A 20,384-nucleotide genomic window follows, 5' to 3' on the forward strand; every position below is an offset into this window, starting at 1 on the left:
CGGGCCCGGCGGTTTGGCGCCGCCGCCGGCGGCAACCCGCCCGGTGTGACATCGACGACGACTTCCCAGCAGGAACTGTTCCGCTTCCTCGAGGACCGCTTCGCCTGCGCACAGGCCTGCACCGAGTGCGCGCGGGCCTGCGCCCTGCGGGCGAGCCTCGTGGACCCGGACGGGACCGAGAACCAGGAGCTCGTACGGCGCAGGGGCATCATGTGCGCGGAGGTCTGCGACGCGACCTGCCGGGTGCTGTCCGAGCAGAACCAGGTGGACGAGGCCGCCATCAGCGCCCAGCTGGAGTGGTGCCGGCAGGTGTGCCTGGAGAGCGCGCACGTCTTCGACGGCCACCCCGGCGCCGAGGAGAGCGCCAAGGCCTGCCGCGACTGCGCCCGGGCCTGCGGAGAGTTCCTCGCCACCCTGCGCTGAGCCCTGGAAACCGGCCGCGCGGCGGCGTTAGCCTGCCGGTATGACGGCGACGCGGACGAACGCCGACCCCGGGCTCTTCGGCCCCGACTCGGTCACCTGGCAGGCGCACGGCGACCCGATGATGTGGGTGGCCGGCATCCGTGCCCTCTACCTCCAGGCCCTGCACCCGCGCGCCGTGCGCGGCGTGATGGAGAACAGCGACTTCCGGCGCGACGCCTGGGGCCGGCTCATGCGCACCGCGAGCTTCGTCGGCACCACGACGTACGGCACCACCGAGGCCGCCGAGCGGGCCGGCGCCCGGGTCAGGAAGATCCACCGCATGCTCGGCGCCACGGACCCAGGGACGGGCGAGCGCTACGGAGTCGACGAACCCGCCCTGCTGCTGTGGGTGCACTGCGCAGAGATCGGCTCCTACCTGCACGTCCTGCGCCGCTCCGGGTTCCCGCTCACCGACGCGCACGCCGACCGCTACCTCGCCGAACACCGGCACAGCGCCCGCCTCGTCGGCCTCGACCCCGCCTCCGTACCCGCGAACCGGGCCGAGCTCGACGCCTACTTCGAGCGGGTACGGCCGGAGCTGGCCGCGGCGGCGGACGCGCACGAGGTCGACGACTTCCTGCGCCGGCCGCCCACGCACCCCCTCCTCGTCCCGGCCCGCGAGCTGCTGTGGCGGCGGGTCGCCCGTCTTGCGTACGACTCACTACCGCCGTACGCGCACGAGCTCTACGGCAGACCCGCGCCCCCGCCCGCCACCGTCACCCGGCGGCTGCGCGCCACGGGCGCCCTGCTGCGCCTGATCCCGGCACGTCTGCGCTGGCAGCTGCCGCCCCAACACATCCTGCGCGCCATGGCACGGCTCGGACCGGCCGCGCGCCCGGCGCCATACAAAATCGGACGACAAGCGGCCATACTGGACCGGCCAGGGGAGGGCGCGGCGGACTGAACCACGGGGGCGGCGAAGTCATGGGGGACAGCACGCTGATCCAGGGCCGGTACCGGCTGCTCGAGCGGATCGGACGCGGCGGCATGGGCGAGGTGTGGCGGGCGCGGGACGAGTCGCTGGGCCGTCGCATAGCCGTCAAGTGCCTCAAACCGCTCGGCACGCAGCACGACCACTCCTTCACCCACGTCCTGCGGGAGAGGTTCCGGCGCGAGGCCCGAGTGGCCGCCGCGCTCCAGCACCGCGGGGTGACCGTCGTCCACGACTTCGGCGAGTGGGACGGCGTGCTCTTCCTGGTCATGGAGCTGCTGGAGGGGCACGACCTGAGCCGGCTCCTGGAGGACAACAAGGGCCATCCGCTGCCCGTCCCCGACGTCGTCGACATCGCCGAACAGGTCGCCTCCGCACTCGCCCACACCCACGAACAGGGCATCGTCCACCGCGACCTCAAACCCGCGAACATCGTGCGGACCGCCGACGGCACCGTGAAGATCTGCGACTTCGGCATCGCCCGGCTCGGTCACGACGCGGGGTTCACCGCCCGGCTCACCGGCACCGGCATCGCCATGGGCACCCCGCACTACATGTCGCCCGAGCAGATCGGCGGCGACGAGGTCGACCCGCGCAGCGACCTGTACTCGCTGGGCTGCGTGCTCTACGAGATCGCCACCGGCGCCCCGCCGTTCGACCTCGACGACGCCTGGGCGGTCCTCGTCGGCCACCGCGACACCGAGCCCGCGCCCCCGCGCACCCACCGCCCCGAACTGCCCGGGTACCTGGACCGGATCATCCTGGACCTGCTGGCCAAACACCCCGGGAAGCGCCCGGTCGACGCCCGCGAACTGGGGCGCCGGATCAGCGCCGGGCGTACGGGAACCGCGCCCGCTCCGGTGGCGGCCCGGCCTCCGACGCCCGCGCCGCCGGGCCGCCGCGCCGGGCTGCCGTCCTGGACCCGCGGCATGACCACCGGACACAAGGCCACCGGCACCGGTCCGCGCAGCACGCCGCCGGACCCCGGCGCGGGCCTGTCGGGCCCATGGACCTCCCGCGCCGCCGGGCACGGGACCGCCGGGACCCCGGCCGCCGGTGACAGGACCGCCGAGACCCCGACCGTGGGGACCCCGGCCGCCGGTGACCGGACCGCCGTGCCCGTCCCGGGTGACATGCCGGACCCGTTCCCGGCGCCCGAGGCCGTCGTCAGGCTCGCCGGACGGCACCGCGCGGGACTGAGCCTGGGCCGGCTCGGCCGCTGGGTCGAGGCGGGCGAGGTGCACCGCGCGGTCGCCGCCGAACGCGAGCGCCTCCTCGGCCCCGACCACCCCGACACGCTCGCCAGCCGCTACGAGGCCGCCTTCGTCCTCGGCCGCACCGGCCGCGCCGCCGACGCGCTGCGCGCGTACAAGGGCGTCGCCGAGGCCCGCATCAGGACGCTGGGGGCCGACCACGCCGACACCCTCGCCGTCCGCCAGGAAATGGCCTACACCCTGGGCCGGCTGGGCCGGTACACCGACGCCCACCAGGTGTACGCGTCGGTCCTGACCGCCCGGGAGCGCACCATGGGCGCCGACCACCCCGACACCCTGCGCTGCCGGCACAACCTGGCCTTCAACCTCGGGCGGCTCGGCCGTACCGAGGAAGCCCACCGCACGGCCCGCGAGGTGGCCGCGGCCCGCGCCCGCGTGCTCGGGCCCGAGCACCCCGACACCCTGGTCACCCGCTACGAGGTCGCCTACGAACTCGGCCGGCTGGACCGCTGGCAGGAGGCCCTGGCGACCTACCGCGACGTCACCGCCGCCCGCGCCGGAGCACTCGGCCCCGACCACCCCGACACCCTCGCCGCCCGCTACGAGACCGGCGTCGCACTCGGCCGCCTCGCCCGCTGCGGCGAAGCGCTGAGGGTGTACGAGGAGCTGGTCGACGACCGGACCCGCGCCCAGGGCGCCGAGCACCCCGAGACGCTGCGCGCCCGGCACGGCCTGGGCGTCAACCTCGGCAGGCTGGGCCGCTGGGGGGAAGCCCTCGCCGAGGCCCGCGAGGTCCGCGCGCTCCGTGAGCGCGCCCTCGGCCCGGACCACCCGGACACGCTGGTCAGCCGCCGCGAGGTCGCCGTCGCCCTGGGCCGGCTGGCGCGCTGGCCCGCCGCCCTCACCGAGTACCGCCTGGTCGCCGCGGCCCGCGAACGCGTCCTGGGCCCCGACCACCCCGACACCCTCGTCGCCCGCGACGACGAGGCCCACTGCCTGGAGCAACTCGGCCACGCCGCCGAGGCCAGGGAGCTGTACCGCAGGGTCGCGGTACTGCGCGGAGCGGCGGCGGGGTGACCGCGGGCCCGTGCGGCGGGCGGGGGGACGGTGGCCGACGGCGGGCTGGCCGCCCCCGATCGGGCCGTGTTACCAAGAGCCATGACGACCCCGCCCAGCACCTCGCGCCCCTCCCGCAGCTACGACGCCGTCATCGTCGGCGGCGGCCACAACGGCCTGGTCGCCGCCGCCTACCTGGCGCGGGCCGGCCGCTCCGTGCTGGTGCTGGAACGGCTGGACCACACCGGCGGAGCGGCCGTGTCCACGCGCCCGTTCACCGGCGTCGACGCCCGGCTCTCGCGCTACTCGTACCTGGTCAGCCTGCTGCCCCGGAAGATCGTGCGGGACCTCGGTCTCGACTTCCGGGTGCGTGCCCGCACCGTCTCCTCGTACACCCCCGTCGAGCGCGGCGGGCGGCCCACCGGGCTCCTCGTCGGCGGGGGCGAGCGGCGCACGCGCGAGTCCTTCGCCCGGCTCACCGGCTCGGACCGGGAGTACGTCGCCTGGCAGCGCTTCTACGCCATGACCGGCCACGTGGCCCAGCGGGTCTTCCCGACCCTCACCGAACCGCTGCCCACCCGGGACGAGCTGCGCCGCAGGGTCGACGACGAGGCGGCCTGGCGCGCCCTGTTCGAGGAGCCGGTCGGCGCCGCGATCGAGGAGCACTTCGCCGACGACCTGGTCCGGGGCGTGGCCCTCACCGACGCCCTGATCGGCACCTTCGCCGACGCCCACGACCCCTCCCTGGTCCAGAACCGCTGCTTCCTCTACCACGTGATCGGCGGCGGAACCGGCGCCTGGGACGTACCGGTCGGCGGCATGGGCGCCCTCACCGACGCGCTGGCCGGCGCGGCGCGCGCCGCCGGTGCCGTGCTCGCCACCGGGCACGAGGCGGTACGGATCGAGGCCGACGGGCGGACGGCCGAGGTCACCCACCGCTCGGCCGACGGCGAGCACGTGAGCGCCGCCCGTCACGTCCTGGTCAACGCCTCGCCGCACGAACTGGCGGCTCTCACGGGCGAGGCGCCGCCCCCGCCCGCCGAGGGCGCCCAGCTCAAGGTGAACATGCTGCTGACCCGGCTCCCGCGGCTGCGCGACCCCGAGGCCGACCCGCGCGAGGCCTTCGCCGGCACCTTCCACATCGCCGAGGGCTACGGGCAGCTGGCCGCCGCGCACACCCGGGCGGCCGCCGGGGAACTGCCCGACGCTCCGCCCTGCGAGATCTACTGCCACTCGCTGACCGACCCGACCGTCCTCGGTCCCGACCTGGCCGCGAAGGGCATGCACACCCTCACCCTGTTCGGTCTGCACACGCCCGCCCGTCTCTTCGCCCGGGACAACGACGCCGTACGCGACGAACTGCTGAAGTCGACCCTCGCCCAGCTCGACGCCCACCTCGCCGAACCCCTCGCCGACTGCCTGGCGACCGACACCGACGGGCGGCCCTGCATCGAGGCCAGGTCGCCGCTCGACCTGGAACGCGACCTGCGCCTGCCCGGCGGGAACATCTTCCACCGCGAGCTGTCCTGGCCCCACGCCCAGGAGGGCACCGGCCACTGGGGCGTGGAGACCGGTGTGGCGAACGTGCTGCTGTGCGGCGCGGGCGCCGTGCGCGGGGGAGGGGTCAGCGGGGTGCCGGGGCACAACGCGGCGATGGCGGTGCTGGACGGCGCCCGGAGCTGACGGAGCCGACCGGCACCCGCGCGACGGCTGACGGCCCCAGCGGCCCGGTCGCGCGCCGGCCCTCAGTCGGCCGACGCCGACCACCCCACCGCCTCGACGCGCGCCGCGTCCGCCGGGCGCGCGTCGTGGAACAGGACGTCACCGCCCGCCTCCGCACGCACCCCGTCGACGTACGCCCCGCGGCCCACGTACAGCCGGTCGGTCGTGTACCGCCAGCGCAGGACGAGCCCCCGCGCGGACGGCAGGCCGGCGGTCAGCCGGTGCCAGACGCGCCCCGACCAGCCGGTGGCCGAGCCCGCCGGATGCTCCCGGGGCGCCTCGCCGTGCCGGGTCGTGGTGAACGGCACCGGCCGCCACGACGCGCCGCCGTCGGCCGAGGCCTCCAGGACCAGGATGTCCGACCCGGGCTCGGTGTCCCACCACAGCGAGCAGCGCAGCCGCGCCCGCCCGGCCGAGGTGTCCAGCGCGGGCAGCGTCAGCGTGGCCGTCGTGGAACCCGCCGTCCCCGAGAACCAGGCGGTGCGTCCGTGCGCGGGCCGCACCGGCACAGCCCGCGCCAGGTTGGTGCCCGCCGCCACCCGGGGGGCCGACCCGGAACGCCAGCTGCGCACCGGGTGGACGGAGTTGCCGAGAACGACGAGGAACGAGTCGGTCGTCGGGTCCAGCACCAGCGAGGTGCCCGTGAAGCCGGTGTGCCCGGCCGTGCGCGGAGTCGCCATCGCCCCCATGTACCAGTGCTGGTAGAGCTCGAAGCCCAGGCCGTGCTCGTCGCCCGGGAAGTCGGTGTTGAAGTCGGTGAACATCAGCTCCACCGACTCCGGCCGCAGGATGCGCGCCCGGCCGTAGGAACCGCCGTTGAGGAGCGTCCGGCCGAGGACGGCGAGGTCCCACGCGCAGGAGAACACGCCCGCGTGCCCGGCCACTCCGCCCAGGCTGAAGGCGTTCTCGTCGTGCACCTCGCCCCACACCAGGCCGCGGTCCAGGCCGGACCAGGGGAGCCGGGCGTCCTCGGTGGCCGCGATGCCAGGCCGCCAGGAGGCGGGCGGGTTGTACCGGGTGCGGTCGAGACCGAGCGGCCGGGTGATCCCGTCGCGCAGCAGCACGTCCAGGGTGCGGCCGGTGACCTTCTCGAGCACCAGCTGGAGCGAGATCATGTTCAGGTCCGAGTACAGGTACGCCGTGCCGGGGGCGTTCACCGGCTCCTCGTCGTAGACGAGTTGGACCCTCTCCTCGTACGTGGGCGCGCTGTACAGCGGGATCCAGGCCCGGAACCCCGAGGTGTGCGTCAGCAGCTGGCGGATCGTCACGCCCTGCTTGCCGGCCCGCCCGAAGTCCGGCAGGTACGCGGCGACCGGCGCCTCCAGTTCCAGCGTCCCCCGCTCCAGCTGCTGCACGGCGAGGATCGAGGTGAACAGCTTGGAGATCGACGCGAGGTCGAACACCGTGTCCCCGGTCATCGGGATCTGCTGCGCCGCCGGGAACTCGACACCGGTGTCGGTCGCCTCGTCGTAGGCCCGGTAGCGCACCGCCGTGCCGATCGGCTCGTGCAGCGCCACCGTGCCGCCCCGGCCGGCCAGCAGCACGGCCCCCGCGTACCAGGGGTGCTTGGGCGACGGGTTGAGGAACGCCTCGGCGTCGGTGACGAGCTGGCGCAGATGGCCGGAGAGCAGCCCGGCGCGTTCGGCGGACCCGTGCCGGAGGGTGGGACGGCGGCCCCGGTCGGCGACGGCCTGTGCCGGTCCGGCCGCGAACGGGGTGATGGCCAGGGCGCCGCCCAGGGCCAGGGCCCCGGCACCCAGTTGACGCCGTGTGAATCCGTTCGTCGCCTGACCGGCCATCGAAGAGCCTCCCGCCGCCGAAGCTGAAAGTATCTTTCCCGGTTCGCCGTGCGGAGTGAAACTTTCCTGTCAGGGGCGGCCCGTGTCAATGGGGCGTGCGCGGCGGAAGCGGGGAGCCGGCGGACCGGCGCACACGGCTTGACCCGCCCCCGCCACCGGCCGAGGATCATGTCATGACGCCCGGACACGACAGCACCGGCAGCACCGTTGACGGGATGCTGCGGCGCAGCGCCCGACGCACTCCGGCCCGCGTCGCGGTGGAGTACCGCGACCGCACCTGGACGTACGGGGAACTCGACACCGCGGTCTCCCGCGCGGCGACCGTCCTGCTGGACGAGGGACTGTCCCCGGGCGACCGGGTCGGCGCCTACGGCCACAACTCCGACGCCTACCTGATCGCCTTCCTGGCCTGCGCCCGCGCGGGCCTGGTGCACGTCCCGGTCAACCAGAACCTCACCGGCGACGACCTCGCCTACCTCGTCGCCCAGTCCGGCAGCGCCCTGGTCCTCGCCGACCCCGGCCTCGCCGCCCGCCTCCCCGGCGAGACCCGCACCCTGCCGCTGCGCGACGCCGACGGCTCGCTCCTGGCCCGCCTCGCGTCGGCACCCGCGTACGACGGACCCGGACCCCGCGCCGAGGACCTGGTGCAGCTCCTCTACACCTCGGGCACCACCGCGCTGCCCAAGGGCGCGATGATGACCCACCGGGCGCTGGTGCACGAGTACCTGAGCGCCATCACCGCCCTCGACCTGAGCGCGGGCGACCGCCCCGCGCACGCGCTGCCGCTCTACCACTCGGCGCAGACCCACGTCTTCCTGCTGCCCTACCTCGCGGTCGGCGCGACCAACATCGTCCTGGACGCACCGGACGGCGACCGCCTCTTCGACCTGATCGAAGCGGGCCGGGTCGACAGCCTGTTCGCACCGCCCACCGTGTGGATCGGCCTCGCGAACCGCGCCGACTTCGCCACCCGCGACCTCGACGGCCTGCGCAAGGCCTACTACGGCGCGTCGATCATGCCGGTGCCCGTCCTGGAACGGCTGCGCGCACGCCTGCCCCACCTGGCCTTCTACAACTGCTTCGGCCAGAGTGAGATCGGCCCCCTCGCCACCGTCCTCGGCCCCGACGAGCACGAGGGCCGCATGGATTCCTGCGGCCGCCCCGTCCTGTTCGTCGACGCGCGCGTGGTCGACGAGGACGGCAAGGACGTGCCCGACGGCACGCCCGGCGAAGTCGTCTACCGCTCCCCGCAGTTGTGCGAGGGGTACTGGGACAAGCCCGAGGAGACCGGGGCCGCCTTCCGCGAGGGCTGGTTCCACTCCGGCGACCTCGCCGTACGAGACGCCGACGGCTACTACACGATCGTCGACCGGGTGAAGGACGTCATCAACTCCGGCGGCGTGCTGGTCGCCTCCCGCCAGGTCGAGGACGCCCTCTACACCCATGACGCCGTCGCCGAGGCGGCCGTCGTCGGCCTTCCCGACGAACGGTGGATCGAGGCCGTCACGGCCGTCGTCGTGCCGCGCGGCGAGGTCACCGAGGACGAACTGATCGCCCACGCCCGCGAGCGGCTCACCGCCTTCAAGGCCCCCAAACGGGTCCTCTTCGTGGACGCCCTGCCGCGCAACGCCAGCGGCAAGATCCTGAAGAGGGAGCTGCGGGACCGCTTCGCCGGTTCCTGACCCGTCGGCCCCGGCGAACCCCTCGCACGGCCTGTCGGCGGCCGGGCCGGATCGCTAGGCTGACCCGCGGACGACGAAACCGGGAGGAGCACGGACGTGGCCGAGAGCACCACCCAACAGCGACCGCTCATGGGCTGGGACAAGCCGGAGCTGGACCTCACCAACGCGCAGTGGCAGTCCAGCAGCCGCGGCCTGGGGGATGTCCAGATCGCCTTCGTCGAGGGGTTCATCGCCATGCGCAACAGCGGCAGCCCGCAGAGCCCCTCGCTGATCTTCACCCCGGCCGAATGGGGCGCGTTCGTGTCGGGAGCGCGGGAAGGGGAGTTCGACCTCACGTAGGACGACCGCGGGGTGCGCCGACCGGCCGAACCGGGGTGTTTGCCCCGCCACCGGGGGGAAGTCCGTACTCCGGAGGTGAGGACCCATGAGCACCCTGCCGGTCATCGCGGCGGTCGACGGTTCGGACGACGGCCTGCGCGCCCTGGACTGGGCGCTCGACGCCGCCCACCGGCGCGAGGCACCCCTGCGGGTGGTGCACGTGCGCCAGTACGCCGCCTGGGCCCAGACCGACGTCCTGGTCGCGGGCCCCCCGGACACCGCCGAGGACCCGGCGCTCGACCAGGCCCGCGCGCACCTCCAGGGGCGCGCCTTCGCGGTGCCGACGGAGTACGTCGGCATGGAGGGCGTACCGGGCGCCCTGCTGCCGGAACTGGGCGCCGACGCCCAGCTGCTGGTGCTCGGCTCCCGGGGCCGGGGCGGCTTCACCGGGCTGCTGCTCGGCTCCAACGGCATGGCCGCCGCCCGCGACGCCGAGTGCCCCGTCGTCGTGGTGCCCCGCCCCGGGCGCGAGGTCCACGGCGAGGCGCCGGACGAACCCGGCCCCCGGGTGGTGGTCGGCCTGCACGTGGACAGCCCCGACGACGCCACCCTCTCCTTCGCCTTCACCGAGGCCGAGCTGCGCGGCGCCCGCCTCCAGGTGGTCGCCGCCTACCCGTGGCCGGTGCAGACCTGGGCCGCCGCCGGCCAGATCGTGCCCCCCGTGATCGACGAGGTCTCCCTCGAGAGCGAGACCAGGGTCCTCGCCGACGGCTTCCTCACCCCCTACCGCGAGCGCCACCCCGACGTCCGCGCCGAACCGTACGTCGCGCCGGGCGACGCCGCCGGACACCTGGTCGCGACCTCCCGGGACGCCGACCTGGTCGTGGTCGGCCGCCACCGCCGGCGCCTGCTCGCCCCCGCCCGCATGATGGGCTCGGTCACCCACGCCGTCCTGCTGCACGCGGCGTCCCCGGTCGCGGTGGTCCCCCCGGCCCCACCGCAGGAGTGACACCCGGCCCCGCCCCGGCGTGCCTATCATCGGCCCCATGCAGGACTCGCCCGGCAGGGACACCCGGATCGCGCTCGACCTCGCGCTGACCCTCCGGCACGACGGAAACGGCTCGGTCGCCGACGACCTGGCCGGCCCCGCCGGGCTCACCGCCTGGGTCACGGATCACCCCGGGCTCGTGCCGGACGGCGAGCGCTTCACCGCCGACGCCTCCGCCCTGGCCGCCGTACGGGACGTACGGGCCGCCGCCCGCGCGCTCTTCGCCCGCGCCGTGCGCCCCGGCGAGCCGAGCCCCGCCGACGCCGCCCGGCTGCTGCCCGTGCCCGAGGCCGTGCGGCGCCTGAACGAGGCGGCCGCGCGCACCCCCACGGTCCCCGTCCTCGCCTGGGCCGGCACCGCCGCACCCGTGGTACGCGCCGCACCCGCCGAGGGCGCCCGGACCGACCTCGCCGCCGCCCTCGCACAGGCCGTGATCGGCTTCCTCGCGGGGCCCGACCGGCAGCGGCTGCGGGCCTGCCACGCACCGCGCTGCGTGCGCTACTTCCTCAAGGAGCACCCACGTCAGGAATGGTGCAAGCCCTCCTGCGGCAACCGGGCGCGGGTGGCCCGCCACCAGGAGCGGCACCGGCGGACCGCGTAGCCCGGCCGGCGTCCGCCCGCACGCCGTTCACCCGGCCCGGCCACGTACCATGGCGGCATGTCGTTCCTCCGCCGCCGCAGCGCCACGCCCGCCGGGCCCGACTTCGACGTACTGGCCATGGACCCGGGCGACTGGCCCGGGAACCTCGGCGCCGGCCTGCTGCCCGCGCCCGACGGCACCTGCCAGGGCGTCTTCCTGCGCTACGACCTGTTCGGCGGCCGCGGCCCCGCGATGATCATCGGCAACCTCCCGGACGGCTCCCCGGCCCGCGAGGTCCCCGAGGGAGAGATCCCCTTCGAAGTGGCCCAGCTGCTGCTCGCCCTGGAGAACGACGAGGAGATCACGGTCGTCGGCGCCGAGGACGTCCCCGTGATGCAGGGCGAAAACCTCCTCATCGTGCGCCGCCTCAAGCTCTCCGAGAGCCGGATCTCCTGCGTCCAGTTCGACCGCAGCGACGGCGTCCTGGTGACCATCGCCGCCTGGGACCGCCCCATCACCGACGACCTGTACGCCCTGCTGAAGCCGCTCCCGGCGGAGCTTTTCCAGCAGGGCTGAGACCCGGTCCTACCGTGCGGCGGCCACCGTCACGTCGGCGGCGCGCACGTAGGCCACCCGGTGGCCGTACTGGATCTCGTAGTACTGGTCCTCGCCCCGCACCACCCGGCGGGACGCCCCGTCGAAGGTGACCGCGTAGTAGTACTCGCCGGGCACCTTCTCACCGACCACGTACCTCTGCCCCGCGGGCAGCGTGTACGGCAGCGGCGACACCGCCTGGGCGGGCACGCTCGCCGGGTAGGCGTCCTTCTCCGGGTACGCCCGCCCGTACACCGGGACGCTCGCGAGACCCTTCCTCGGAGTGATCACGCGTCCCGACGCGGGCACCGCCGCCGGGCTCTTGTCCGGGTTGTGGAACCAGGCCTTCTGGCCCAGGTACCAGATGGCCGTCCAGTCGCCCCAGCGGTCGGCCACCGCGTACTGCTGGCCCGTGGAGACCCGCGACGACAGGTCGTTCACCCCGGTCGTGGGGGTGGTGCCGAGACCGATGTCCTTGATCAGCGGCGCGTTCACGTCGTGGTCGGAGTACAGCCGCACCTCGCTGGAACCGTGCGCCGCGCAGGGCTCGCCCGCCGTCTCGCAGCCGGTGTACCCGGGACGGTTGGCGTCGTAGTCGGGGCGGATCGTCACCAGGGAGGACTTCTTCCCGGCGGTCGGCTGGAAGGGCCGGCCGAGCAGCTGGAAGTAGTGCCGCCAGTCCCAGTACGGGCCCGGGTCGGTGTGCATGCCCGGGATGGTCGCCGTGGTGGTGCCGGACACGTTGTCGTGGCCGAGGACGTGCTGCCGGTCCAGCGGGATGCCGTACTTCTTCGCCAGGTACTTCACCAGCCGCGCCGACGACCGGTACATCGCCTCCGTGTACCAGGCGTCCGGCTCCGCCAGGAAGCCCTCGTGCTCCAGGCCGATCGACTTGGCGTTGACGTACCAGTTGCCCGCGTGCCAGGCGACGTCCTTCGCCTTCACGTGCTGGGCGATGTGCCCGTCGGTGGAGCGCAGCGTGTAGTTCCAGGACACGTAGGTGGGGTCCTGGACCATGTTGAGGACGCCGTTCCAGGTGCCCTCCGTGTCGTGCACCACGATGTAGCGGATCCGCTGGGAGGCCGGCCGGTCGCCCAGGTCGTGGTTGCCGTAGTCGCCGTCGCCGAACTCCTCGTACGGCGCGGGGATCCACTCGCAGGACACCGACCTCGGGCACTCGGTCCCGGCGGCGGACGCGGCGCGCAGGTCCGCGCCCTTCAGCTGCGAGACGTCGGGCGCCAGGCCGGGGCGGGCGGCCAGGGCGACCCGCTGGCCGGCGTCCGTGGTGCGCCGCTCACCCGTGCGGATGACCTCGTACACGTCGTTGGCGTACGCCGCAGCCGTCGCGGAGTCCTCCGCGCCCGAGAAACGGGCCACCGCCCCGTACCAGTCCGCCGGGTCCGAACTGAGCGGCTCGCCCAGTTCCCGCTGGGCGGCGGCGAGCAGCGCGGCGCCGCCCGACACGTTCGCGGCCGGGTCGGTGCGCAGCGCCTCGGGACTCAGCCCGGTCAGCTCGGCGGCCCTGGGCAGCGTGGTCAGCCGGGCCGGCAGGCCGGTGGACGACGGCGCGGCCCCGTCCGCCGGGTGCAGCGGGGTGCGCGCGTCGTCGCCGCGCGGGTCCTCGGTGCCCACCGAGTGGTGGGACCGGGGCGCCTCGGCCAGTGCCGTGCGGGCGTCGGTGAGGTGCAGCGGGCCGTAGCCGCCGGTCACGCTCGGCGCGCCGGCGTGCGCGTCCCAGCGGGACTGAAGGTAGGAGACGCCGAGCAGGACGCTCTGCGGCACGTGGTACTCGGCCGCCGCGGAGGCGAACGCCCGCTGGAGGCGGTCCGGGGCGGGCGGCGCGTCCGGGGGCGCGGCGGCGGTCGGTGCCGCGCCGAGCAGCGGCAGCAGCAGCGCCGCGGTGGCCAGGGCGGGCACGACGGGGGATCCTCGCAAAGCGGCCTCCTGTGACGGTCGGGCGTGGGGGACGTGACGGGCGTGCGGGGCCGGGCTGGGTCAGTCGTACCCGGCGGTCCGACGATCCGTCAATCATGCCGTCATGGCGGCGATTTCCCACGTCAGCAGGGGATTCGGCGAGTTTCGTGGCGGCGGCCCACGGGCCTGCGGGGCGTCAGTGGCGTACACCTGTGGCCCCTGCGTACACCCGGGCCGACGGACACGAAAAGCGCGGTGCGCCCCCCTGTCGGAAGGGCACACCGCGCACCGTCGTCCTGTTCGCGCCGTCCCGTCAGCGCGTGCCGACCGCCGCCCGCACGGCCCGGCGCGCCATCTGACAGTCGTCGTGCAGCCTGCGCAGCAGCAGCCGCTGCTCCTCGCCGGTCGGCGCGGCACCCGGGTGGACCGGCGCCGACGACGCGGCGACCGTGTCCTGCATCGAACGCTGCACGGCCGTCTCGTACGTACGGATCTCCCTGGTCAGGACGAGCATCAGGTTCACCAGGAAGGCGTCGCGCGCCGCGGTGCCCGTCGCCTGGGCGATCTGGCTGATCTGACGGCGGGCCGCCGGGGCGTCGCCGAGGACGGCCCACAGCGTCGCCAGGTCGTAGCCCGGCAGATACCAGCCCGCGTGCTCCCAGTCCACCAGCACCGGACCGGCCGGAGACATCAGGACGTTGGACAGCAGCGCGTCACCGTGGCAGAACTGGCCCAGGCCCTGGCGCCCGCCGGCGTGGGCGATGCCGTGCAGCAGCTTCTGAAGGTCGCCCAGGTCCCGGTCGGTGAGCAGCCCCAGCTCGTGGTAGCGGGAGATCCGGGCCGCGTAGTCCAGCGGCGCGTCGAAGGTGCCGGCGGGCGGCCGCCAGGCGTTCAGCCGGCAGACCGCTCCGATCGTCGCCCTGATGTCGGCCCGGGGCGGGGCCTCCAGGGGGTGTCGCTGCAACGCCGCCACCCGCCCGGGCATCCGCTCGATGACCAGCGTGCCGTTGTCCGGATCCGCCGCGATCAGTCTCGGCACCCGCACCGGAGGGCGCTGCCGGACGAACGAGCGGTATGCCCCTATCTCGTGCCGGCTGCGCTCCGCCCACGCGGGGGAGTGGTCCACTAAGCACTTGGCCACCGCGGTGCTGCGCCCGGTCGTACCGACCAGGAGCACGGACCGCCCGCTGCGCCGCAGCACCTGCACGGGGGAGAACTCCGGGCAGATCCGGTGCACGGCGGCGATCGCCGTGCGCAGTTGGGCGCCCTGGGGGCCGGACAGGTCGATTCTTCCGCTGAGGGGCTGGGTGCCGGGCCCCGCGCCGTGCCGCGCCCTGCCCGCCCCGAGCACCGGGGCCGCCGGACGCGCGGGGGCGAGATAGGGGCCGCCGCCCGCCGCCGGGCGGGGGTGCAGCGAGCGCTGCGGGGCGGACACGGAGGACGATGCTGCGTACATGGGCGAGACAGATCCCTTCGTGTGCCTGCTGTGCCTGCCTGAAGCGCGGTGCCCGTCCGGTCCGTTCGGTGCCGGGGGCACGCCTTCCGAAAGCCGTCGCGCCGCCCGACCGGCCGCCTGGGGCCACCCTGGGGAGTGTCCCCGCGGCGACCGGGTCGGGGTGGCGCATTCCTACCTGACACCCGGCCGCCCGTGGCACACCATCTGGCGCACCCTGGCGAACGGTGGCGAATAGTCGCCCGGCAACCCGCACGGGGCTACTGTCAACTCAGCCGAGAACCTGGGGGCTTGACGTGAGCAAAGAACCCAACACCCGCCTGTCGGACCTGTTCGGCCTGGCCGGCTGGTCCAAGGGCGAACTCGCGAGGCTGGTCAACCGGCAGGCGGCGGCCATGGGCCACCCCCAGCTGGCGACCGACACCTCGCGGGTGCGGCGGTGGATCGACATGGGAGAGATCCCGCGCGATCCGGTGCCGCGGGTGCTGGCGGTTCTGTTCACCGAGCGTCTCGGCCGTGTCGTGACCATCGAGGACCTCGGTCTGGTCCGGCACGGGCGTGCGGGGAAACGGCCACACGACGGGAGCGAAGAGCATCCCGACGGCGTGCCGTGGGCGCCCGAGCGGACTGCGGCGGTCCTCACCGAATTCACGGGAATGGACCTCATGCTCAACCGACGCGGCTTGGTGGGCGCGGGCGCCGCGCTCGCCGCGGGCTCCGCACTCAGCAGCGCCATGCACGACTGGCTGCACACCGACCCGGCCCTGGCGGCCGACGCCCCCGACCTCCACCAACCCCTGCACGCCGACCCCGCCGGGTTCGACCGCTACGAGGCCGCCCCCATCGGGTCGCAGGAAGTGGAGGAACTGGAGCGCTCGGTCGAGGTGTTCCGCGCCTGGGACGCCGCCCGGGGCGGCGGACTCCAGCGCAAGGCCGTGGTGGGCCAGCTCAACGAGGTGGGCGGCATGCTCGCCTACCACCACCCACCCCATCTCCAGCGGCGCCTGTGGGGCGTCGCCGCCAACCTCGCCGTCCTCGCGGGCTGGATGTCGCACGACGTCGGCCTGGAACCCACGGCCCAGAAGTACTTCGTGATCGCCGCGCACGCCGCGCGCGAGGGCGGCGACCGGCCCCGGGCGGGCGAGGCCCTGTCCCGGGCGGCCCGCCAGATGGTGCACCTGGGCAAGCCCGACGAGGCCCTGGACCTCATGAAGCTCGCCCAGTCCGGCTCCGGCGAGCAGGTGCTGCCGCGCACCAAGGCCATGCTCTACACCATCGAGGCCTGGGCGCAGGCCTCCATGGGCAAGGGCCAGGCGATGCGCCGCACCCTGGGCCGGGCCGAGGACCTCTTCGTCTCCGACAAGGCGGACGTGCCGCCCCCGGACTGGATGCAGACGTTCAAGGAGGAGGACCTGTACGGCATGCAGGCCCTGGCCTACCGGACGCTCGCCGAGTTCGAACCGGGGGCCGCCGCGCACGCCCAGCACTACGCGGACAAGGCGCTGGGCCTCAGGATCGACGGCCGGCAGCGGTCGAAGATCTTCGACTACCTGTCGATGGCCTCCGCCTGCTTCATCGCCGACGACCCCGAACAGGCGGACCGTTACGCGCGCCTGGCCCTGGTGTCGATGGGCTCCAACTCCTCCCAGCGGACCTGGGACCGGCTGCGCCAGATGTACCGGCTCACCGCCGAGTACGCCGGTTACCCGCAGATCCAGGAGCTGCGCGAGGAGATCAAACTGGCGCTGCCCAAGAGCAAGCCACCCAGGGGGAAGGGCCCGGGCGGCACGGTCGCGCCGGCCTAGGGCGTCACCCTGGCCACCAGCACACAGGCGTCCTGACGGCTCGGAAAGTCATCGAGTTCGTGCGTCACGATCCGTACGACGTCCTGTGCCGGGCCCGCCCCTGTCAGCCGGGGGGCCAGTGAGAGGAGGTGCCGCACGGCCGCCGGTTCGAGCGCCCCGGTGTGCAGAAGCAGCAGGTCGCCCGCTTCGAGGGTCGCCTCGGCCTGCCCGGAGAGCCCACGGCCCGTCCCGCCGCGGAAGAACAGCGGGACGGCGCCCGAGGCGTCGGCCCACGTCAGGGTGCGGGTGCCCGGCCGGTAACCGCAGTACACGGCGCCGCGCACCGGCGACAGGGCGGTGTCCTCGAGCAGTGCGGCGAGGCGGCTTCGCAGCTGTCCGGGCCGGGTTCCGGCCAGCGCCAGGCCGCGCAGCGCGCCGACGAACACCGCCGGGTCGTGTGCCTCGGTGTCCCCCGCGGCCTCGAAGTCGCCCACGGTGAGGAGGGTGTCGCCGTCGACGCCGAGCGGACACGCGTCGTACCAGCCGCCGTACCGGGACCGCGGGCCCGCCGACGGCACCGACGGGAGGTGCGCGGCGGCCAGGTCGAGACCGGGGCGCCCCTCGTCCGGGAACCGGAGCAGACCGTGCCAGGGCGGCGGCGGAGGGTGCCGGAGCGAGTCACGGGTCTCGCTCACCACCCGTTGGCTGCGGCGCAGTTCGCTGACGTCCCGCAGCACCGCCCACATCGACGCGGTGCTGCCGTCGGTGTCCAGGACGGGCTCGCCCATCATGTGCACGGTGCGTACGGCCCCGTCGGGGTGGGCCACGCGGAACTCGCCGTCGATGGGGCGGGCGTCGACGAGACAGTCCGTGACCAGCGCGGTCAGCTTCGGACGGTCCTCGGCGAGTACCAGGGAAGGGAGTTCGTCGAGGCTCAGCGGGACGGACCCCGGGGCACGGCCCAGGATGTGGAAGAGCTCCCCGGACCACTCCGCCTCGTCCGTCAGCAGGTTCCACTCCGCGCTGCCGACGCGGCTGAGCAGTGAACCGGGGCGGGGCGCGGGTGCCGGGCCGTCCCGCAGCTGCGCCAAGTGCGCGTCCAGGTCGGTGAGTTGGTGCAACGCCAGGTCGTACAGGGCGCGCTGCCAGCGTCCCCGGGCGTTGGCCGAGCCCTCCTGGCTGTCCCGCCGTACCGCGTCGACGTCGCCGCGCAGCCGCCGCGCCTGCGATATGAGTGCCTCGACCGAGCCGTGCCCCGGTGGCTGGGCGGCCGGGTGGTCCGCGGAGAGATGGGACGACATGACGCACTCCGATGTGCTGACGGTACGACCAAGGCGGAACCGAGGGTGACGGAAGGACCGTTACGACTGTTGCACAGCCCACCACGCGTCGTAAGGGATTCGGCAACACACGATACGGTGGTGCTTCCGGCATATGCCACAGTCTTCCCGGAGTGACTCGGGTACGCGTGCGACACCCCCTGGATCGGGAGCAAGTCGTAGAATTCCTACGGGACTTGAAGAAGCCGCATGGTCGGGGATGTCGTCGCTCTGACGTTCGACGGACTCCTGTTCTATGCCGGGTCGTGGAGGGCCGGGCGGGGCGCCAGTTCGACGGGCGTGCGTGCGCCCGTCTCCAGTGCTCGCACCCCGGCCTCGGCGACCGCGGCGGCGGCGTACCCGTCCCACGCACCGGGCCCGGTGACCCGGCCCCGCCGGGTGGCGTCCACCCAGCTCTGCACCTGGCGGTCGTAGGCGTCCGCGAACCGCACGAGGTAGTCCTGCGGCACCTCCTCCCGCGCGCCGCCCGCCGCCGTCACCACCATGGTGTGGGCCTGCCCGATCCGGGCGCTGCCCGACTCGCAGACGGCCTCGCAGCGCACCTCGTAGCCGAAGCCGCAGTTGACGAAGACCTCCACGTCCACCACGGCTCCGCCCTCGGTCTCGAAGAGCACGAACTGCGGATCGAGCAGGCCGTCGGGCGCACCGGCCGACGGCCGCGGACGCAGCACGGTCACCGCGCTCAGCTCCTGGCCGAACAGCCAGCGGGCCGCGTCGATCTCGTGCGAGACGGAACTGTTGATCAGCATCGCCGAGGTGAAGTGCGGCGGGGAGGAGACGTTGCGGTGCACGCAGTGCAGCATCAGCGGCCGGCCGAGACGCCCGCCGTCCAGGAGGGACTTCAGCTGCCGGTACTCGGCGTCGTACCGCCGCATGAACCCGATCTGCGCCAGCCTCCGGCCGAGGCGCGCCTCCGCCTCCACCACGCGCAGCGCGCCCGCCGCGTCCGGCACCATGGGCTTCTCGCACAGGACCGGCAGCCCCCGTGCGAAGGCGGCCAGCAGCGCGTCCTCGTGCGCCTCGCCGGGCGAGGCGATCAGGACGGCCTCGACGCCCGGCGCGTCCAGCGCGGCCTCGGCCTCCGTGTGCACGGCGACCCCGTCGATGCCGCCCACGGCCTCCTTCGCCCGCTCGGCGTCGGGGTCCGCCACCGCGGCGACCCGGGCGCCGCTCACCAGCCGGTCGAGCCGCCGTACGTGGTCGGCACCCATGTGGCCGGCGCCCAGGACCGCCACACCCAGAAGATCGCTCACGCCGCGCCCGCCCCTTCACCGTCCGCCGCCCACCCGCGAGCAGCGGGTGCGTGTACGGCGACCAGGCTTTCACGCCCGTCAAGGGGGCGGGTGAGAGGAACGGCCCCGGAGCGGCGGGGCGCGTCAGTACCGCAGCACCCCCGCGATGCCGTCCGCGTCCCGGAGCGCGCCGTCCGGCACGAACCGCACGTCGGCGCCCGTCTCGAGGCACTGCTCGACGATCTCGTCCACGATGTCCTCGCGGGCGTCGAGGTCGCCGTCGCGGGCCGGGAGCAGGTGCTCACCGTCGTCGCGCATGGTCACCTTGAAGTTCTCCTCGACCGCCAGCAGCCGGACGCGACCCGTGTGGGCGCTCTCCCACAGCTCGTCCACGCCGGCTGCGAAGTCCTTGCGGCCGCGAGCCGCGTCCAGCTCCCTGGCCACCGCCTCGACCGATCCGCGCGCCTCGTCCTCCAGGGCCGGCCGCACCGCCTGCCACACCGCCTCGGCGGAACCGTGCGCGAGCCCGCCGTGCGGGACGAGCACCGCGTCCGAGGCGAGCGCGCCCGCCTCGTCGAACAGGGACAGCGCCGGCTCGGGGCCGGTGATGTACAGCGGCCGGGGGTGCGCACGCAGCACCTTGCCCATCGCGGCGTCGGCGTCACGCAGGAATGCGCGGGTGCCCTCGTCCCGGAACGTGCTCGGCGCGTCGCCGATCCGCTCCTGGCGCTCGGGGTCGAAGTCCTCCGCGGGCCGGTCCAGCGGGAAACCGCCGAGGTGTTCCTCGACGACCCGGCCGCCGCCGCCGCTCCACAGCTTGACGCGGTCGGCGGCGACCGACAGGACCCAGAACGGCCGCTCGGCGGCCTGCGCGGCGACGAGGTTGCGGGTCAGGAAGGTGTCCGAGAGGACCACGCGCTCGGGCACCGAACGGCTGAGGGTCCAGACCTGGTGCTCGCCGGGGGCGGCGAAGATCGCCAGACCGTCCTCGGCGTACGTCAGGTCGACCTCGGCCAGGGCCCGGTCGAGCTCGCGGGACACCTCCGCGCGCCGGTCGCGGCTGACCGACGGATCCTCCTCCAGCTGCTTCTTGGCCGCGGCGACCGCGTTGCGCAGCCGGACCCGGTCCTGGGCGTTGTCCGGTTCGCGGCGGTGCGTCGGCGTCAGTACGGACACGGCCGGGTACGGGCGGGGGCGCCGCAGCCCGGCGAGGGTGGCGGGACTCAGATCGTGCTCCATGACAGCACGATAGGAC

Annotated in this window: 16 protein-coding genes; 10 read left to right on the forward strand and 6 right to left on the reverse strand. The window is 74.4% G+C overall.

What is annotated here, in order from left to right; translation table 11 throughout:
- The first annotated feature begins 45 nt into the window (after positions 1 to 45).
- The 4 genes from OHA99_RS33690 (at position 46) to OHA99_RS33705 (ending at position 5,346) form a co-directional block, all read left to right on the forward strand.
- The gene (locus tag OHA99_RS33690) at positions 46 to 423 is read left to right on the forward strand and encodes a four-helix bundle copper-binding protein (protein WP_153181215.1); all 378 of its coding nucleotides are present in this window, start codon (positions 46 to 48) and stop codon (positions 421 to 423) included.
- 40 nt (positions 424 to 463) lie between these two features.
- Complete coding sequence (locus tag OHA99_RS33695; RefSeq protein ID WP_153181216.1) at positions 464 to 1,366, forward strand: oxygenase MpaB family protein; 903 nt, start codon at positions 464 to 466, stop codon at positions 1,364 to 1,366.
- A gap of 20 nt (positions 1,367 to 1,386) precedes the next feature.
- Positions 1,387 to 3,684 carry a tetratricopeptide repeat protein gene (locus OHA99_RS33700; protein ID WP_405698619.1) on the forward strand — a complete coding sequence of 766 codons (2,298 nt, stop codon included), beginning with the start codon at positions 1,387 to 1,389 and terminating at the stop codon, positions 3,682 to 3,684.
- Positions 3,685 to 3,765: 81 nt separating this feature from the next.
- Complete coding sequence (locus OHA99_RS33705) at positions 3,766 to 5,346, forward strand: phytoene desaturase family protein (protein ID WP_405698620.1); 1,581 nt, start codon at positions 3,766 to 3,768, stop codon at positions 5,344 to 5,346.
- A 62-nt stretch (positions 5,347 to 5,408) separates the two neighbouring features.
- Here the strand turns inward: OHA99_RS33705 and OHA99_RS33710 are convergent, their stop codons facing one another.
- On the reverse strand, positions 5,409 to 7,184 hold the full coding sequence (locus tag OHA99_RS33710) for a serine hydrolase (protein ID WP_405698621.1): 1,776 nt from the start codon (positions 7,182 to 7,184) through the stop codon (positions 5,409 to 5,411).
- A 173-nt stretch (positions 7,185 to 7,357) separates the two neighbouring features.
- Here OHA99_RS33710 and OHA99_RS33715 point away from each other — a divergent pair, with 173 nt between their 5' ends.
- The 5 genes from OHA99_RS33715 to OHA99_RS33735 all read left to right on the forward strand — a co-directional run bounded on the left by OHA99_RS33715 (position 7,358) and on the right by OHA99_RS33735 (position 11,388).
- The gene (locus OHA99_RS33715; RefSeq protein WP_381498955.1) at positions 7,358 to 8,866 is read left to right on the forward strand and encodes an acyl-CoA synthetase; all 1,509 of its coding nucleotides are present in this window, start codon (positions 7,358 to 7,360) and stop codon (positions 8,864 to 8,866) included.
- 96 nt (positions 8,867 to 8,962) lie between these two features.
- Positions 8,963 to 9,205, forward strand: coding sequence for a DUF397 domain-containing protein (locus OHA99_RS33720; protein ID WP_153181221.1), 243 nt, complete (start codon positions 8,963 to 8,965; stop codon positions 9,203 to 9,205).
- An 85-nt stretch (positions 9,206 to 9,290) separates the two neighbouring features.
- Positions 9,291 to 10,193, forward strand: a complete 903-nt coding sequence (locus tag OHA99_RS33725; protein WP_153181222.1) for a universal stress protein — start codon at positions 9,291 to 9,293, stop codon at positions 10,191 to 10,193.
- A 37-nt stretch (positions 10,194 to 10,230) separates the two neighbouring features.
- Positions 10,231 to 10,833 carry an ABATE domain-containing protein gene (locus tag OHA99_RS33730; RefSeq protein ID WP_205616779.1) on the forward strand — a complete coding sequence of 201 codons (603 nt, stop codon included), beginning with the start codon at positions 10,231 to 10,233 and terminating at the stop codon, positions 10,831 to 10,833.
- A 57-nt stretch (positions 10,834 to 10,890) separates the two neighbouring features.
- Positions 10,891 to 11,388, forward strand: a complete 498-nt coding sequence (locus tag OHA99_RS33735) for a hypothetical protein (RefSeq protein WP_405698623.1) — start codon at positions 10,891 to 10,893, stop codon at positions 11,386 to 11,388.
- A gap of 9 nt (positions 11,389 to 11,397) precedes the next feature.
- On the opposite strand, the gene OHA99_RS33740 is transcribed toward OHA99_RS33735, so the two are convergent.
- Positions 11,398 to 13,341, reverse strand: coding sequence for an N-acetylmuramoyl-L-alanine amidase (locus OHA99_RS33740; protein ID WP_405698624.1), 1,944 nt, complete (start codon positions 13,339 to 13,341; stop codon positions 11,398 to 11,400).
- Between the two features lie 292 nt (positions 13,342 to 13,633).
- A complete protein-coding gene (locus OHA99_RS33745; protein WP_165686835.1) occupies positions 13,634 to 14,776 on the reverse strand; it encodes an aminoglycoside phosphotransferase family protein in 1,143 nt (380 codons plus the stop codon).
- 293 nt (positions 14,777 to 15,069) lie between these two features.
- Between OHA99_RS33745 and OHA99_RS33750 the strand changes: the two genes are divergently transcribed.
- On the forward strand, positions 15,070 to 16,578 hold the full coding sequence (locus OHA99_RS33750) for a hypothetical protein (RefSeq protein WP_405698626.1): 1,509 nt from the start codon (positions 15,070 to 15,072) through the stop codon (positions 16,576 to 16,578).
- Here OHA99_RS33750 and OHA99_RS33755 read toward each other — a convergent pair.
- The 3 genes from OHA99_RS33755 to OHA99_RS33765 form a co-directional block, all read right to left on the reverse strand.
- Positions 16,575 to 17,858, reverse strand: coding sequence for a PAS domain-containing protein (locus OHA99_RS33755; RefSeq protein ID WP_405698628.1), 1,284 nt, complete (start codon positions 17,856 to 17,858; stop codon positions 16,575 to 16,577). The genes OHA99_RS33750 and OHA99_RS33755 overlap by 4 nt on opposite strands.
- A gap of 272 nt (positions 17,859 to 18,130) precedes the next feature.
- Entirely contained in the window at positions 18,131 to 19,150 is a 1,020-nt protein-coding gene (locus tag OHA99_RS33760) for a Gfo/Idh/MocA family protein (protein WP_153181226.1), read from the reverse strand.
- 123 nt (positions 19,151 to 19,273) lie between these two features.
- A complete protein-coding gene (locus OHA99_RS33765) occupies positions 19,274 to 20,368 on the reverse strand; it encodes a chemotaxis protein (RefSeq protein ID WP_153181227.1) in 1,095 nt (364 codons plus the stop codon).
- Positions 20,369 to 20,384: the final 16 nt, after the last annotated feature.

It is taken from the genome of Streptomyces coelicoflavus (assembly GCF_045041415.1).
Taxonomy (GTDB): Bacteria; Actinomycetota; Actinomycetes; order Streptomycetales; family Streptomycetaceae; genus Streptomyces; species Streptomyces coelicoflavus.